This window comes from Micromonospora phaseoli, assembly GCF_900109115.1.
Lineage (GTDB): Bacteria > Actinomycetota > Actinomycetes > Mycobacteriales > Micromonosporaceae > Micromonospora > Micromonospora phaseoli.
On sequence record NZ_FNYV01000006.1, the window covers coordinates 79,329 to 94,895 of the forward strand.

A 15,567-nucleotide genomic window follows, 5' to 3' on the forward strand; every position below is an offset into this window, starting at 1 on the left:
CGCCGCACCGATCCGGAGCGGCCGACCGCAGCCGGCCCTCCGCTCACGGTACGCAGCCACCACGCCACGCTCAGGACGTTCATGCCGCGCGTCGCCCCCGTCGGCCGGCTGGACTGAACCCTTGCGCCCATCGACACGTACTCAGCTCTGAACTTGTTGGGAGACATTGAATGGGCGCCGACCACACCCGTTCCGCTCCGCCCACCCCACCGGGGGTGCGGCGGATCCTCGTCGTGACGGTGGTCCCCCTCTTCCTCGTCACCCTGGTCGCCGCCATCGTGCTCTGGCCCCGGGACGCGCCGCGCCCCGAAGCCGCCGACGACACGCCCCGCTACCACGGCACGGTCACCCGGGTGGTGACCGAACCCTGCCCACCCAACCCCACGGTGCCGGAGGGCAGCCCGACGACGTCGGCAGGGCCGTGCGGCACGGTCACCGTTCGGGTGGACACCGGCCCGGACGCCGGCCAGGAGGTACAGACGCCCATTCCGGCCGGCCCCGGGGCACCCCGGGTCGGTGTCGACGACGACGTCATCCTGGTATCGCTGATCGACCCGGAGGATCCGTCGATCAGCAGCTACAACATCGCCGAGCACCAACGCGGCAAGCCGCTGATCTGGCTGGGGGTGCTCTTCGCCGCGGCCATCGTCGCCTTCGGGCGGTTGCGGGGCCTGGCGGCCCTGGGCGGCCTGGCGGCAAGCTTCGCCATCCTGCTGACCTTCGTGCTGCCCGGTATCAGCGCGGGCCAGCCGCCGCTGGTGGTCGCCATCGTCGGCGCTTCATTGATCATGTTCGTGGTGCTCTACCTGACGCACGGCGTCTCCGCGCAGACCTCGGTGGCCGTACTCGGCACGCTCGGCAGTCTGGTCCTCACCGGGTTGCTCGGTCTGGCCGCCACCGGCGCCACCCATCTGACCGGATTCGGCAGCGAGGACGCCACCACGCTGTCCATGTTCCGCGCCGACGTCGACCTGCACGGCCTGCTGCTGGCCGGCATCATCATCGGTTCGCTGGGGGTGCTCGACGACGTCACGGTCACCCAGGCCGCCACGGTCACCGAGCTGCGCCACGCCAACCCCGACGCCTCCCGCCGTGAGCTGTACCGCTCGGCGACCCGGGTCGGACGGGCGCACATCGCCTCGGTGGTCAACACCATCGTGCTGGCGTACGCCGGCGCATCGCTGCCGTTGCTGCTCCTGCTCACCGCCGACTCCCGCGCGCTGGGCCAGATCGTGACCACCGAGTTCCTCACCACCGAGATCGTCCGCAGCGTGGTGGCCACCCTTGGGCTGATCGCCGCCGTACCGCTGACCACCGCGCTGGCCGCGGTGGTGACCACCGCTGGCCGCCCCGGCGCCGCCGACGGCGATCGGGTCGGCGCGACCACCGGCGACCAGGCCCCCACAGTCCCCCGGCCGGCGACGGACCGGGCTGAGGCGCTCCAGGCGCTCAGCACACCACCCACCCGCAACACGTCCCCCGCCACCCGCTCGGGGTGGCCCGATCCGGACAGGAGCACGGACACCACATGGTGACACTCCTCTACGTGACTGCCCCCGCCGATGCGGTTCAGTTCCGTGTCGCTGGTCACCTAAAGCGATTACGAAATGACGCATCTAGTCGGGTTCGGGGCGTAGAAGCCCAGATGGACTCTCGGGTAACCTCACTGCCGGTCACCGCCGAAGGCGCGCAGCGGCGCCTGCGGTGCCACCGCCCAATCGCCGCGAGGCGAGCCGGGGAACCAGGTACGTGGGGTGAATCCGCGAGAGCGGTAGGGGCCACTTCCGTCCCGAACCCGTCAGCTAACCCGGTCGGCGGTCGATGGAAGGGAAAACAGTGACGGCACCCCTACGCCGCTGGTTGACACCCGTGGTGGCCGTGTTCGCCGCGTTCGCCGTGCTCGCCGGCCCTCTGCCGGCGATGGCCGCGCCGAACGACCCCAAGCCGGCGGAGCACGACGACGACCCGCCGATGCTCAACGATTTGATCGAAGCGACCAACCGGGACTACTCCAAGGCCAAGTCCAAGTTGGAGAAGTCCAAGAAGCGGCAGCTGCAGTTCGCCGTCGAGGTCCGCCGTGCCCAGGCGGATTTGGACGCCCTCTCCCCGCAGGTCGCCCAGATCGCCACTCAGTCGTACCGCACCGGCCGGGTCGGCGCGATCGCCATGCTGCTGCAGAGCACCGCCCCCGACTCGTTCATCGGCCGCGCCTCCGCGCTGGACGAGCTGAACCTGGTCAACGACAAGAAGCTGGGCGAGGTCAACGCGATCAAGCTCCGCGCCGAGCAGGCCAAGCTCGCGCTCGACACCGAGGTACGCGAGCAGCAGAAGCTGACCAACGACATGGCCCGCAAGAAGACCGAGGCGGAGAAGTCGCTCCGTCTGGTCGGCGGCGTGGGCCTCACCGGTGGCCTGGTGGACGCCACCTCCCCGGTGGCGCGGGTGGGCCCGAACCGGGCGGCGGACGGCGGCTGGAAGTCCGAGTCGTGCAGCCAGAACGACCCGACCACGTCGGGTTGCATCACGCCCCGGACGCTGCACATGTACAAGGAGGTCAAGCGGGCCGGCTTCAACCGGTTCGTCGGCTGCTTCCGGCCGGGCGACAAGTTCGAGCACCCCAAGGGCCGGGCCTGTGACTGGTCGCTGCAGAACAGCGGCTTCAGCCCCTGGCACAACAACGACACCCGGATCTACGGCAACAACCTGGCGGCCTTCCTGGTCCGCAACGCCGACCGGCTGGGCGTCTACTACGTCATCTGGAACCGGCAGATCTGGTTCCCGGCAACGGGGTGGAGCTCCTACAGCGGCCCATCGAACCACACCGACCACGTACACGTCTCGCTGCTCTGAGTGCTCCGCGACGCATCGAGGGCCGTTCCGCCACCCGGCGGAACGGCCCTCGTCTGTCAGGTCAGGCGGCGGGTGCCACCACCGCGGCCAGTTCGGCGGGCTCGGCGGCCACCGCGCGCACCTCACCGGCGGCCAGCCGGTACGACATGCCCACCACCGCGCACCGCCCGTCGGTCACCTCGGCGGCGAGTGCGGTGGAGGACGCCAGCATCGCCTCGATGGTCTGCGCGATGTGGATCTCGACGATGCCGTCCAGGTCCGTCACCTCCGCCTGCTGCGCGCGGCGCAGGCTGGGCACCACGGCGTCGACGACGGCCCGCAGGTGACCCGGCGGCGAGGTGCCGGTGGCCACCGCCTCGCGCGCCGCCTGCACGGCACCGCACGAGTCGTGCCCGAGCACCACCACCAGCGGCGTACGCAGCACGGTCACCGCGTACTCGACGCTGCCGAGCACCTCCGGTCCGACGGTGTGGCCGGCGGTGCGGACCACGAAGAGGTCACCCAGTCCCCGATCGAAGATGATCTCCGCAGCGAGCCGTGAGTCGGAGCAGCCGACGATCACGGCGAAGGGGTGCTGTTCGCCCGCGACGGCGGCGCGACGCCCGGCGTTCTGGTTGGGATGCCGGAGCGTGTCGGTGACGAACCGCTGGTTGCCGGCGATCAGCTCGGCGAGCGCCCGCTGCGGAGCGCCGGGAACATCCGTGGTCAGGTACTCACGCTCGGGCCCCGGTTGCAGGCCGAGCGATCCGGGTCGACTCATCCGGCTTCACCTCGTCTCTCGGTGGACGCCTGGTCATCCCGGCCGGCACTGGTCGCGGGCTGCCATCACCGTCACACGCAGCGCAAGGCACGTCAAGCTATGCGTGATATGCATTTCATGTATCCGTCGGCTCCTGCGAGGAGCGGAAGTCATACGATGGCGAGCATGGCGACCACCGGCGAACGGGAAAGCACCCGAAACTGGACTTTCCTCACGAATCACGCACATGTGCTGCTCGCCATCGCCCGCAACCCCACCGCCCGGCTGCGCGACGTCGCGGACGAAGTCGGCGTCACCGAACGCGCCGCCCAGGCGATCGTCGCCGACCTGGAGGCCGGCGGATACCTGCACCGCACTCGGGTCGGCCGGCGCAACGAGTACACCCTCAATCCGGCCGGGCGGTTCCGCCACCCGGCGGAGGCCGACCGCCACATCGGTGATCTGCTGGCCCTCTTCGCCAAGGAACCGGTGGCCGGCATCGCCGACCGCTGAGCCGGCTCGGCCCGCAGCGGGCGCAGCCTGGATGGCACCGTCGATCCGTCCGAACCGGACGACGTGGCGTGCTTCACGGTCCGCGGACGGTAGCGGCAGTGCGTTCCCCGGAGCGGCGGGATAGGTTGGACGGGTGCCGTCTCTCGCGTTCGCCCGTCCGATGTGGCCGGCGACGCTGCGCGCACTGCGGGGACTGACCCGGCTGGCGCTGGCCGCACTGGTGCTCGCCGTCGGCGTCGGCGGGATCGCGGCCGAGTTGCCGGCCCGGCCCGGCACGACGGATCTGCCGGCCGTGGCCGTCCGCGCCACCGCCGAGCCCGTCCGGGTGGGTGACCAGATCCCGGCCTGGCACGAGCAGGCGACGACCGCGGATTCTTCCTCGGCCGGCATCGAGCGCACCGAGGCCGCATCCGCCACGGGCGTCGCCACGCCGGGCATCGCCATCGCGGTCCCCGCCGTCAGCGGCCCGGTCCGGCCCGTCGCCGCACCGACTTCCGCCGTCGGAGAGGGCGAGCCGACCCGGCGCGGGCCACCCGCCGCCTGACGACGGCTCGCCGGACACCACCCGCACGATCGAGGCGTACCCCCGCCCGACGCGCCCGCTGGTCGATCAGCCGTCGCCTCCGTGTCCACCGAAATTCGACGACCCTCAATCCGACCACGAGGTGTTGATCATGCAAAGCGCCCTCTCCGCCGTCCTGCTCGACGTGCCCCGGGCTGCCGCGATCTGGCTGAGCCTGCTCGGCGTGGTGATGCTCGCCGTCACCGGCCTGGTGCTGCGTCCCCGGCTCCTCCGCTTCGACGCCGGTACCCGGATCCGGGATGCCGCGCTGCCGAGCCGCTCGGAGCACGCCGACGAACGGCGTGATCAGGACCGCTGGGCCGAGGAGGTCATGGTGGCCGCCGAGCGGGCCGAGGCGACGGCGCGCCGCCGCCGCGAGGAGTGGCTCGCCGCACTGGACGAGGTCGCGCAGGCGTGGCAGGCGTACGAGGCGGCGGAGACCACTCTCCGCCGGCTCTCCGACGCCGCCGCCATGCCACTGCCGCAGACCCCGCGCACGCCGGCCGAGTACGCCGACCGCGAGCGCTGGCTGCACCGGGCCGCCCTGGACGCGTACTGGCGGCGGGAGCTTCCGGTGGAGCAACTCAGTGACGTCTTCGCCCACCGGGGCTGGGATCCCCGGCTGCACCCGGTCGAGCAGGAACTGCTGCTGCACCGGGCGGTGCGGGACCACCTGCTGGCCCGTCAGCGGGCAGCCCGGGAGCGGGAGCAGGGCGCCCGGCGGGCCGCGGAGCTCGCCGCCGCGGCGGCGCGCAGCCTGCGGGCGGAGACGGTCGCGGCGCTTCTGCCGGCGACGCAGGAGCGTGCCTCGGTGCTGCCGCTGAGCGCGCTCGGTTTCAGCGAGCAGACCCGGGAGATCCCCGCCGTCGTGGTGGGTCGGGCACCGGTCGCCGCCTACTGACGCGCCGTACCACGTGGACGCCGGTACCGGCTGAGCCGAACCGCCACCGCCCCGCTCGTCGGGAATTAGCGTGGGATCGGTGTCGGAGGGACGCCGTCCGGGTAACGCCCTCGCCGACATCGAGGAGGGCCAACGTGGTCGCAGGGGATGCCGGGCGTAGGCCCGGCCAGCGAACGGACCGGGGCGCCGGGCCGCGACAGACGTGGGCGTCCCTGCCCTGGCTGGTCCGCTCCGCAGTGGTGTGGAGCGCCTGCCTGGTGGTGATCGCCGCCGGGTTCTACCTGCTGGCACAGATCACGATGCTGGTGACCCCGCTGGCCATCGCCGTGGCCGCCACCCTTTTCCTCGCCGCGCTGCTCGACCCGGTGCAGTTGGCGCTACGCCGGCTGCGGCTGCCCGCCGCACTGGCCGCGCTGCTCACCGTCCTGTTGCTGCTCGGGGTCCTGGGCGGCGTCGGCGTGCTGGTCTGGAACATGACCGCCAGCCAGTTCAGCGAGCTTGGCGAGGAGCTTGGTCAGGGGCTGGAACGCACCCGGGACTTCATCACCTCCAGCCTTCCGGTGACCGACGACCAGCTCGACGGGTTGCTCAACCAGTTGAGCCAGGCGGTCAGCCAGCAGGAGGTGGACCCCGTCTCCAGCGCCCGGACGGTGACCGAGGCCTTCGGCTCCGCGCTGCTCGCCCTGGTGCTGCTGTTCTTCCTGCTCAAGGACGGCCGCGGGATGTGGCACTGGGTGCTGCGCCGGATGACCGGACCGAACCGGGGCGTCGCCGCCGAGGCGGGTCGGGTCGGTTGGCGGACCCTCGGCTCGTACAGCCGGGGCACCATGCTCATCGCGGGCATCGACGCGGTCGGTATCGGCCTGGCGCTGGTGCTGCTCGGTGTGCCGCTGGCCCTGCCGCTGGCGTTGATCACGTTCATCGGCGGGTTCGTGCCGATCATCGGTGCCACCGTGGCCGGCGCGGTCGCCGTGCTGGTGGCGCTGGCCGCCAACGGTCCCACCACCGCCCTGCTCACCCTGGCCGCCGTGATCGCCGTCCAGCAGATCGAGGGCAACCTGCTGGAACCGCTGGTGATGAAGCGCCAAGTACGACTGCATCCGGTGGTGATCCTGCTCGCGGTGACCGCCGGCGCGCTGATCGCCGGCATCGCGGGCGCCTTCGTCGCGGTGCCGATCGCCGCCGTCACCTGGCGGGTGATCGACAGCGTGCAGCGGCAACGTGAGGCCGCCGCGACATCGTCACCACCGTCTGCACCGCCGTCGCCGGCCGAGCCCGAAGCAGAACCCGAGCCCGGACCTGAGCCCGGGCCTGCGCCCAAGCCCGCCTGAAGCCGGAGTCGGCCGCCGTGGCGCGGCCCCGAGGCTCAGGGCCTGGCCGACTGGGCGTGCAGGTGACCGTGGAACCAGTCATCCGCCGCCTCGGCGACCTGCCCCAGGGTGCCCGGCTCCCCGAAAAGGTGCGTCGCGCCGGGGATCACCCGCAGTTCGGCCGGCGCCGTCAGCTGGCTCAGCGCCTGTTCGTTCAGCGCGATGACCTGCTCGTCGCGACCGCCGACCAGCAGCAGGGTGGCGGCGCGTACCTGGCCGAGGGCGGCACCGGCCAGATCGGGACGGCCACCCCGGGACACCACGGCCCGCACCAGGTCCGGCCGCTGTGCCGCCGCGACCAGCGCGGCGGCGGCACCAGTACTGGCGCCGAAGATGCCGATCGGGGCGGCGCCGAAGGGCCGCTCGGTGGCCAGCCAGTCCACGACCGCCGCCAGCCGGACGGCGAGCAGGCCGATGTCGAAACGCAGCTCGGCGGTCACTCCGTCCACCTGCTCCTCGGCCTCGGTGAGCAGGTCGACCAGGACGGTGCCGAGCCCGCCACGATTGAGCTGGTGGGCCACGGCCAAATTGCGGGGACTGTGCCGGGAACTGCCACTGCCGTGCGCGAAGAGCACCACCCCGACCGGTTCCGCCGGCACCAGCAGGTCGGCCAGCAGGCCGGCCCGGCCCGCCCGGATCGTCACCTCGCTGCCCCGTACGCCCATCTCGTCCTCCCGGTGACGCTGCTGCACCGCCCGGACACCCCGGTCAGCGCACCGCCCGGACACCCCGGTCAGCGCACCGCCCGGATACCCCGGTCAGCCGGCGGCACGCCAGCAGGCCCGCACCGGCGTTTGCACCCGAAGGCTCCGGGTAGCCGACGAGCGACCGCAGACGGACCGGCGTCACCGGCGCCGCCGACCAGATCGCGAGGACCGTCATGGCGCATCAACGTGAGCCCGTGCAGAAGGCCGCCGAGCGCAAGCAGCGGGAAGAGGACACGCAGCGCGGACGGGACTGGGCGGACGAAGCGGCCCAGGCGCGTTCGGCCGACGATCCCCGGGCCAGGGCGCCCCACGACGCCACCGGCCGGCCCTCCCAGGGCGAGCCGATCTGACGGCTGGTCCGACCGGCGCGGCGTCGACTCAGGACGAACTCCCCGGCAGCCGGAGCAGCGGAGCACGGCCGGGGGCCTGCTCCGCTGCCGGCAGATCCCTGCGGGGCGGTGGGATCGGTACGGTCACCGGCTCTCCCCAGGCGACGCGTACCAGCTTGCCGTAGTGGCGCAGCTCCAGCACCGCGTCTGGCTCGGCGTGGTGCAGGGCGTACGTGGTCTCGTGCGGGCGGACGTCGACCCGTAGCCGCATCCCGCACCACTGCAACGAGAACGACAGGCCGCCCAGCCGGGGCGACAGTCGGGGCGAGAAGGACGGCACCCCGTCATGGTCGCGTAGTCCACCGAACCCGCCGACCAGCGCGAGCCACGCTCCCGCGAGGGAGGCCATGTGCACCCCGTCCCGGGTGTTCTCGTTCAGGTCGTGCAGGTCCATCAGCGCGGCCTCGCGCAGGTAGCTGTGCGCCAGCTCGGGGTAGCCGACCTCCGCCGCCAGTACGGCCTGGGTGCAGGCCGACAGCGAGGAGTCCCGGACGGTGCGCCGCTCGTAGTAGAGGAAGTTGCGCAGCTTCTCCTCGCTGGTGAACGCGTCCCCACGCCAGTGCATGGCCAGCACCAGGTCGGCCTGCTTGACCACCTGCTTGCGGTACAGGTCGAAGTACGGATAGTGCAGCAGCAGCGGGTACTTGTCCGGCGGGGTCTGCGCGAAGTCCCACTCCTGTAGCCGGGTGAAGCCCTCCACCTGCTGGTGCACGTCCAGCTCGGTGTCGTACGGGATGTGCATGGCCGCGGCGGCGTCCCGCCAGCTGGCGGCCTCCTCGTCGGTGACGCCGAGGTGGAAAGCCTGCTCGCGGTAGCGCATCACCACGTCGGCGGCGGCGAGCAGGTTCCGTTGCGCCATCAGGTTGGTGTAGATGTTGTCGTTCTTGACAGCGGTGTATTCGTCCGGGCCGGTGACCCCGTCGATGTGGTAGTGGCCCTCGCGGTCGTGGTGCCCGAGCGAACGCCACAGCCGGGCGGTCTCCACCAGCAGGGTCAGCCCGATCTCCTGCTCCAGCTGACGGTCCCCGCTGACCAGCACGTAGCGGCGCAGCGCGTCGGCGATGCCGGCGGCGACGTGGAACGCGGCGGTGCCGGCCGGCCAGTAGCCCGAGGATTCCGGCCCCTCGATGGTGCGCCACGGGAAGGCCGCGCCCTCCAGGTTGAGGGTGCGGGCCCGTTCGTGGGCCTGTGCCAGTGTCGAGTACCGCCAGTACAGCGCGTCCCGCACGGCGGCGGGATGGGTGTACGTCAGCACCGGCAGGACGAACATCTCGGTGTCCCAGAAGGCGTGTCCGTCGTAGCCGGGCCCGGTGAGCCCCTTGGCGGAGATCGGCCGGCGTTCCGCGCGGGCACCGGCCTGTAGCACGTGGAACAGCCCGAACCGGACCGCCTGCTGTACCTCCGGATCGCCGTCGACCTCCACGTCGGCGGCGTCCCAGAACTCGTCGAGGTACTCCCGCTGCTCGCGGGCGAGCCCGTCCCAGCCGTCCAGTTTGGCGGCGGCGAGCGCCGCGCCGACCTGGTCGCGCAGCGCCGGCAGCGAACGGCGGCTGGACCAGCCGTACGTCAGGTACTTCACCACGCGCAGCTTCTGGCCCGGTTCCAGCACGCACGCGATGGTGGTACGCACCCAGTCCTCGTACCCCTCGGACTCGGACATGATCCGGGCCGGCGACTCCACCTCGTGATCCATCGCGGCAGCCACCCGCAGCCCGGAGACCTTCGTCCGGTGGATCAGCAACCCGCCGTTGGCGGTGGTCAGCTCCTCCTCCGCCTCCAGGGGGGACTCCAGCACCGCGGCGACACGCGGGTCGCGGCTCTGTGGCGGCAGCGTCTCGTTGGCCACCAGCTCCGACTGGACGATCAGCCGCAGCGGCTTGCCGTCGGCGACCTCCACCTCGTAGTGGATCGCGGCGACCGAGCGCTGCCGGAAGGACACCAGCCGGGTGCTGTTCATCCGGACCTCGCGGCCGGCCGGCGAGCGCCAGTGCAGCGACCGGTGCAGCGTCCCGGCGCGCAGGTCCAGGATCCGCTCGTGGGCGAGCACCTCGCCGTAACGCACGTCGAGCGGCTCGTCGTCGACCATCAGCCGGATCAGCTTGCCGTTGGTGACGTTGACGATGGTCTGGCCGGACTCGGGGAAGCCGTACCCGGCCTCGGCGTACGGCAGGGGACGCAGCTCGTAGAAGGAGTTGAGGTAGGTGCCGGGCAGGCCGTGCGGCTCGCCCTCGTCCAGGTTGCCCCGCAGGCCGACGTGCCCGTTGGACAGCGCGAAGACCGATTCGGACTGGGCGAGCACGTCCATGTCGAGCCGGGTCTCCCGGACGTGCCACGGCTCGACCGGGTACGCCCGCTCCCGGATCACTCGGGCGCTCCGGCGTCGAGCAGGTCGGCGAGGTCGTCCACCACCAGGTCGGCGCCGTGTGCGCGCAGTTCGTCGGCCTGACCGGCCCGGTCCACCCCGATCACGTACCCGAACCCACCGGCCCGGCCGGCTTCGACGCCGGCGAGCGCGTCCTCGAACACGACCGCCTGCGCCGGGTCCACGCCGAGCAGCTTCGCCCCGGCGAGGAAGGTGTCCGGGTGCGGCTTGCCACGCAGCCCCTCGGCCTGTGCGGTCAGCCCGTCGACCCGGGCTTCGAGCAACGGTTCCAGACCGGCGGCGGCGATCACCTCCCGGCCGTTGGCGCTGGCCGTGACGACCGCTCGGCGCAGTCCTGCCGCGGCCACCGCCTTGAGGTAGGCGACCGAGCCGGGAAAGACTTCCACCCCGCCGCTGCGGATCCGCTCCAGCACCAGGGTGTTCTTCTGATTGCCGAGGCCGTGCACGGTCTGCGCGCCCGGCGGGTCCTCAGCCGAACCCTCCGGCAGGGTGATGTCCCGGGAGGCGAGGAAGGTGCGCACCCCGTCGAGGCGGGGACGGCCGTCGACGTAGCGGTGGTAGTCGGGGCCGGGATCGAACGGCCGGTACGGTTCGCCGCTGGCGGCGGCGCGCCGCCGCAGGAAGTCGTCGAAGGTCTCGGTCCAGGCGGCGTTGTGTACCCGGGCGGTCCGCGTCAGCACACCGTCCAGGTCGAAGAGACATGCGGTCACGTGAGCAGGCAGGCCGAGCATCGCACCAATCTATCCACCGCCGTGTACGGGCAAACGCACTTCGCCGACGTTGGCGCGCCGCGAGGTCGGGCCCTGGGCCGTCGATCAGTTCGGGCGCAGGGTCCAGATGACGGTCATCTCCCCGGTGACCTTGCCCTCCTCGGTGGCGATCTCCACGGGTACCGGAAATTCCGGCCGCTCGCCGGCCTCCAGCTGCGCGATCACCTCGGCCGGTGGGCGGCCGAGCCGCGCCGTCGCCAGCACCGGCCCCATGGCGAGCTTGCGGTACCCGATCTCCGCCCGCACGGCCAGCGGCGTCGCCCGGTCGAGCAGGTGACCGAACGCGGCGAGCACCACCGCGCCGGAGGCGGTCTCGCCGAGGGTGAACATCGCCCCGGCGTGCGGGCCGCCGACGTGGTTGTGGGTGGCCGGGGAGTCGGGCAGCCGGACGACCGCCCGGACACCGCCGTCGGCCTCGGGAGCCACCTCGACGAATTCGAAGCCGAGCGTACGGGCGAAGGGCACCGCCTCAAGCATGCCGGCCGCCACCTGGCGCGAGTCGATGGTCATTCCCGCATGTTACTTGTCAGTAACTACGCCCGCAAGCGCCAACGTGGCCCCTCAGACGCCTACCGCTGGTGCTGCACCGGCATCCACTCAAGGGTGAAGAGAAGGTGATGTCGTGAGGCTGGTACGAGCGTCCGCGGTCGGTGTGATGATCGCCCTGTCGGCCGCGGCCTGCACCGCGAACAGCGGGCCGCCGACGGCGGAGGACACGGGCAGCCCGGCACCGACGGCCCGACAGATCGCCGCCGCCTGCCAGGCTGCCGACGTCGTCACCAGCAGCGCCCCCGGCACTGCGACCTGGACGTTCACCGCGATCCGCAAGGTGACGCCGGACGACGCCACCCCGGCGCCTGAGGTCGACCAGCCGCTCACCGCCGGTGTCGACTGGGAATCCCCCGTCGACACCGACACCGCCGTCTCGGCCATCGAGAACGCCCTCGGCTACGTCGCCTCCGGCACCAGCGACACCCTGGTCGAACTCGATCGCTTCCTGTCCGGCGTCAGGGAACTACGTGCCTACGTCGGCTACGCGGCGGTGGAGAAGGTCTCCGTCCCGGTGACGGCGGACTGCCGGGGCGGTGGTGGCACCGTCGCGGGCGTCCTGTCCACCTGGTCGGACGCCGAGACCGGAGTGGTGGTCTGTGCCACCAGGTACGCCAAGGGCGAAGCCTCGGCGGTCGCGCTCCGTGCTCAAGCCGAGTTCTGCGACTGACAGCGGGCGCCAGCTTCCCCCGGCCGTGCCATCGGGCGGAAGCTGCCGCTTCGAGATCAGTGCTGCCTGGCGTACGCCAGGAAGGCCCGCCAGGTGGCCGGGGTGAAGGTGAGCGCGGGCCCCTGCCGGTCCTTGCTGTCCCGGACGCCGACCACGCCGGGCAGGTTGTCGGCCACCTCCACGCAGTCGCCCTGATTGCCGCTGCTGCGGCTGCTCTTGCGCCAGATCGCGCCGGTCAGGTCCATGATTCCGCCGCCTCCGAGATCATCTTCAGGGTGGCCCCGTGGGGCAACGCCTCGGCCCGGACAGACTCCCAGGTCTGTCGCAGGGAGTTTACGTCCAGAGTGCGCTCCACAATGGTGCCGCGCATCTGGTTGTCCAGGTAGCCGAGGTCGTCGCCCTCGGGCGGCGTGGCGATCACGAACGCGCCGTTCAGCCCCGGGTAGGCGCCGACCCCCCGGGGCACCACGTGCAGGTGCACCCGGGTCCGGCTGCCGACCTCCACCAGCCGCCGCAACTGCTCGCGCATCACCTTGGGGCCGCCGACCGGGCGCTCCAGCACCGTGTAGTCGAGCACCGCCACCAGCAGTGGCGGGCCGGGCCGGGTGAGCACCTTCTGCCGGTCGAGCCGGGCGGCCAGCGGGTGCTCGACCTGCTCCCCGACCAGATGGCTCGCGCCCTCGTAGAGCGCTCGGGCGTACTCCTCGGTCTGCAACAGGCCGGGCACCACCAGCGGCTGGAAGCTGCACAGCGCGGTCGCCTCCTGCTCGATGGTCACCCACTCACGGAACCACGGCATCAGGCTCTCCTTGAGGATCGCCTCCCGGATCCGGACCAACAGCCCCTCGCCGTGCAGGATGTCGTCGACCCGCAGGGTGAACTCCTCCCGGGGCGCCCGACGGCACTGCTCGACCGAGGCCACCAGCGACGCCGAGTAGCTGACCTGCTCGCCGAGCGCCTCCTGGGAGAGGCCGGCCTTGGTACGCAACCGGCGCAGCTCGCCGGCGAACAACTCCAACATGGGCATTCGATCCATCTGCGCACCTCTGCACTTCGGTGACGGCCGCGTCGTACGGCCGGGCTGGTAGGGCCCGATCGCCTTCCGAAAGTAGCGGTGTTCTCACCAGACTGTCACGCAACGGATACCCCGGGTTGCGGCAACCCGCGAGGCTTTCCGTTCCGGGGTCCGTCCGGCTTCCCCCGTCGAGACGGACCCCGGCCCCCGAACGCCCGGCCCCGAGCGCCCGGCCTCCGAGCGCTCGGCCCCGAGCGCCCTTCCCCCCGCGAGCAAAGACCCGGATCGGAGCGACCAGACATGACCAGCCCGATGCCCGACCGGCCGGTGATCAGCCACCAGCTACCGCAGCCCGGCGGCGGGCCGGCCCCCGAGCGGCCCCGGGCGTACCCGGTGCACGAGACGCCGCACACCCCGTTGCGTCCGATCTGGTGTTGCCGGGCCTGCGGAGACCCATGGCCCTGCTCGATGGCCCGGCTGCTGCTCAAGGTCGAGTACGGCCGCAACGAGATCGGCCTGTCGATCTACCTTGCCGGCCTGTTCTACGAGGCGACCCGCGACCTCTACCGCCTCAACCCCCACGACGGCCCGGCCCCGCGCGCCCTGTTCACCCGCTTCGTCGCCTGGTCGCCCTACCGCCGCCCGATCACGGATCCGCCCGCCGAGCCGTGTTAATAGGGGGCCCCTGCTCTACCGCAGGCGTTAACAGGGGGCCCTTCCTTACACCTCAGCGCCAGCCGACGTCGATGCGGTCGCCGCGCTCGTCGAAGAAGTGCAGGGCGTCCATGCGTACGTTGATCGCGAGCGGGTGGCCGGCGGAGACGGCGGGGTACGGCGCGAGGCGGACCGCCAGCTCGGCCGGGCGGCGGTGATGGCGGCCCGGGTCGTTCAGCACGCTGGTCCGGTTGCCGTTGACCGCTGGCGCCGTCGGCTCGCTGGTGGCCCGCCCGGTGATCCGCTGCATCACCTGCCCGAACCGGCGCAGGCCGCGCTGGCCGGGCTCGGTCTCCGCGTCCACCGGGGCCCCGATGTCGTCCACCATGATCGCGGTGGCGCCGATGTCGAGGAAGGCCAGCGACTCGTGGCCGTGATGTTCCAGGTAACGGATCCGGCCCTGGAGCACGTCACCCTGGGTGTCGGGGGCGACCGGGGTGAGCGCCTCGGCCCGCATCCCGACCACGATCCGTTCGCCGTGGTAGTGCGCCACCGCCCGGCTGCGGATGTCGTCCCAGGGCAGGTAGAGCGCCTGCTCGCCGAGGGTGAGGGTGACGTACCGGTCGAGGTGTACGTAGACCGACGCCTCCAGCAGGTTCATCCGGGGGCTGCCCAGGAACGCGGCGACGTAGAGGGTGGCGGGGCGGCCGTACACCTGGGTCGGCGTGCCCACGTCCTGGAGGACACCCTTGCGCATGATGGCGACCCGGTCGGCCATGGTCAGCGCCTCGGCCTGGTCGTGCGTCACGTAGATCGTGGTGACGCCGAGTTCGCGGGTCAGGCCGGAGATCTCCGCTCGCAGCTCCGCCCGCAGCCCGCTGTCCAGGTTGGACAACGGTTCGTCCATCAGGAACAACCCGGGTCGGCGGACGATCGCCCGGCCCATCGCCACCCGCTGCCGCTGCCCGCCGGAGAGCTGGCTGGGCCGGCGGGCCAGCACGTCGCCGATGCCGAGGGCGCTGGCCACATCGGTGACCCGCTCGCCGCGCGGCGTCGGCTCGACACCGGCCAGCTTGAGCGGAAAGGCGATGTTGTCGTTGACGCTCATGTGCGGGTAGAGCGCGAAGTCCTGGAAGACCATCGCGATCTTCCGGTCCCGGGGCGGCAGCTCGTTGGCCAGTTCACCGTTGAGCATCACCGCCCCGGAGGTCGGGTCCTCCAGCCCGGCAACCATCCGCAGCACGGTTGACTTGCCGCAGCCCGACGGGCCGAGCAGCACCATGAACTCACCGTCGTTGACGTCGAGATTGATGCGATCGACCGCGACCGTGCCGTCCCGGAAGACCTTGGTGACATCCTTGAGCGCGACGGTGGTCACCGTCCCCTCCCCCAGCTCGTCGGCGAAACCCCGAATGACTGTGGCCAGCCACATGCCGAGAGCACATCGGGTAAACGTGCCATGTTCGAATCGTGACAGACTTATTACGTTCCATCG

17 protein-coding genes and 1 riboswitch are annotated in these 15,567 nt (G+C 71.7%); of the genes, 9 read left to right on the plus strand and 8 right to left on the minus strand.

Annotated features, from left to right (window positions below):
- Window positions 1–170: 170 nt before the first annotated feature.
- Window positions 171–1,535, plus strand: coding sequence for a YibE/F family protein (locus BMY89_RS16625; RefSeq protein ID WP_092380913.1), 1,365 nt, complete (start codon window positions 171–173; stop codon window positions 1,533–1,535).
- A 166-nt stretch (window positions 1,536–1,701) separates the two neighbouring features.
- Window positions 1,702–1,833: riboswitch (cyclic di-AMP (ydaO/yuaA leader) on the plus strand.
- A gap of 3 nt (window positions 1,834–1,836) precedes the next feature.
- Window positions 1,837–2,850 (plus strand): coiled-coil domain-containing protein, encoded by a 1,014-nt coding sequence (locus BMY89_RS16630; protein WP_092380914.1) that lies wholly within the window; start codon window positions 1,837–1,839, stop codon window positions 2,848–2,850.
- 61 nt (window positions 2,851–2,911) lie between these two features.
- Here BMY89_RS16630 and BMY89_RS16635 read toward each other — a convergent pair whose 3' ends face one another.
- The gene (locus BMY89_RS16635; protein WP_092380915.1) at window positions 2,912–3,610 is read right to left on the minus strand and encodes a carbonic anhydrase; all 699 of its coding nucleotides are present in this window, start codon (window positions 3,608–3,610) and stop codon (window positions 2,912–2,914) included.
- A 156-nt stretch (window positions 3,611–3,766) separates the two neighbouring features.
- Between BMY89_RS16635 and BMY89_RS16640 the strand changes: the two genes are divergently transcribed.
- The 4 genes from BMY89_RS16640 to BMY89_RS16655 all read left to right on the plus strand — a co-directional run bounded on the left by BMY89_RS16640 (window position 3,767) and on the right by BMY89_RS16655 (window position 6,896).
- Window positions 3,767–4,102 (plus strand): helix-turn-helix transcriptional regulator, encoded by a 336-nt coding sequence (locus BMY89_RS16640; RefSeq protein ID WP_092380916.1) that lies wholly within the window; start codon window positions 3,767–3,769, stop codon window positions 4,100–4,102.
- A 133-nt stretch (window positions 4,103–4,235) separates the two neighbouring features.
- The gene (locus tag BMY89_RS16645) at window positions 4,236–4,646 is read left to right on the plus strand and encodes a hypothetical protein (RefSeq protein ID WP_139217959.1); all 411 of its coding nucleotides are present in this window, start codon (window positions 4,236–4,238) and stop codon (window positions 4,644–4,646) included.
- A 130-nt stretch (window positions 4,647–4,776) separates the two neighbouring features.
- Window positions 4,777–5,565: a hypothetical protein gene (locus BMY89_RS16650; protein ID WP_092381197.1), complete on the plus strand. Its 789-nt coding sequence runs from the start codon at window positions 4,777–4,779 to the stop codon at window positions 5,563–5,565.
- A 134-nt stretch (window positions 5,566–5,699) separates the two neighbouring features.
- On the plus strand, window positions 5,700–6,896 hold the full coding sequence (locus BMY89_RS16655; protein WP_092380918.1) for an AI-2E family transporter: 1,197 nt from the start codon (window positions 5,700–5,702) through the stop codon (window positions 6,894–6,896).
- Between the two features lie 35 nt (window positions 6,897–6,931).
- Here BMY89_RS16655 and BMY89_RS16660 read toward each other — a convergent pair whose 3' ends face one another.
- Entirely contained in the window at window positions 6,932–7,600 is a 669-nt protein-coding gene (locus BMY89_RS16660) for a dienelactone hydrolase family protein (protein WP_092381198.1), read from the minus strand.
- Window positions 7,601–7,815: 215 nt separating this feature from the next.
- Between BMY89_RS16660 and BMY89_RS30415 the strand changes: the two genes are divergently transcribed.
- A complete protein-coding gene (locus tag BMY89_RS30415; protein ID WP_170147706.1) occupies window positions 7,816–7,992 on the plus strand; it encodes a hypothetical protein in 177 nt (58 codons plus the stop codon).
- Window positions 7,993–8,020: 28 nt separating this feature from the next.
- On the opposite strand, the gene BMY89_RS16665 is transcribed toward BMY89_RS30415, so the two are convergent.
- The 3 genes from BMY89_RS16665 to BMY89_RS16675 all read right to left on the minus strand — a co-directional run bounded on the left by BMY89_RS16665 (window position 8,021) and on the right by BMY89_RS16675 (window position 11,694).
- Window positions 8,021–10,396: a glycoside hydrolase family 65 protein gene (locus tag BMY89_RS16665; RefSeq protein WP_092380919.1), complete on the minus strand. Its 2,376-nt coding sequence runs from the start codon at window positions 10,394–10,396 to the stop codon at window positions 8,021–8,023.
- A complete protein-coding gene (locus BMY89_RS16670) occupies window positions 10,393–11,145 on the minus strand; it encodes an HAD family hydrolase (RefSeq protein WP_092380920.1) in 753 nt (250 codons plus the stop codon). The genes BMY89_RS16665 and BMY89_RS16670 overlap by 4 nt, the downstream gene beginning before the upstream one ends.
- Before the next feature lie 84 nt (window positions 11,146–11,229).
- On the minus strand, window positions 11,230–11,694 hold the full coding sequence (locus tag BMY89_RS16675; protein WP_092380921.1) for a DUF4442 domain-containing protein: 465 nt from the start codon (window positions 11,692–11,694) through the stop codon (window positions 11,230–11,232).
- A gap of 112 nt (window positions 11,695–11,806) precedes the next feature.
- Here BMY89_RS16675 and BMY89_RS16680 point away from each other — a divergent pair, with 112 nt between their 5' ends.
- Window positions 11,807–12,403 (plus strand): hypothetical protein, encoded by a 597-nt coding sequence (locus tag BMY89_RS16680; RefSeq protein ID WP_092380922.1) that lies wholly within the window; start codon window positions 11,807–11,809, stop codon window positions 12,401–12,403.
- A 56-nt stretch (window positions 12,404–12,459) separates the two neighbouring features.
- Here BMY89_RS16680 and BMY89_RS16685 read toward each other — a convergent pair whose 3' ends face one another.
- A complete protein-coding gene (locus BMY89_RS16685) occupies window positions 12,460–12,648 on the minus strand; it encodes a DUF397 domain-containing protein (protein WP_092380923.1) in 189 nt (62 codons plus the stop codon).
- Window positions 12,639–13,439: a helix-turn-helix domain-containing protein gene (locus tag BMY89_RS16690; protein WP_092380924.1), complete on the minus strand. Its 801-nt coding sequence runs from the start codon at window positions 13,437–13,439 to the stop codon at window positions 12,639–12,641. The genes BMY89_RS16685 and BMY89_RS16690 overlap by 10 nt, the downstream gene beginning before the upstream one ends.
- 279 nt (window positions 13,440–13,718) lie before the next feature.
- Between BMY89_RS16690 and BMY89_RS16695 the strand changes: the two genes are divergently transcribed.
- Complete coding sequence (locus tag BMY89_RS16695) at window positions 13,719–14,093, plus strand: hypothetical protein (RefSeq protein WP_232521387.1); 375 nt, start codon at window positions 13,719–13,721, stop codon at window positions 14,091–14,093.
- A 52-nt stretch (window positions 14,094–14,145) separates the two neighbouring features.
- Here BMY89_RS16695 and BMY89_RS16700 read toward each other — a convergent pair whose 3' ends face one another.
- Complete coding sequence (locus BMY89_RS16700; RefSeq protein WP_372433251.1) at window positions 14,146–15,504, minus strand: ABC transporter ATP-binding protein; 1,359 nt, start codon at window positions 15,502–15,504, stop codon at window positions 14,146–14,148.
- Window positions 15,505–15,567: the final 63 nt, after the last annotated feature.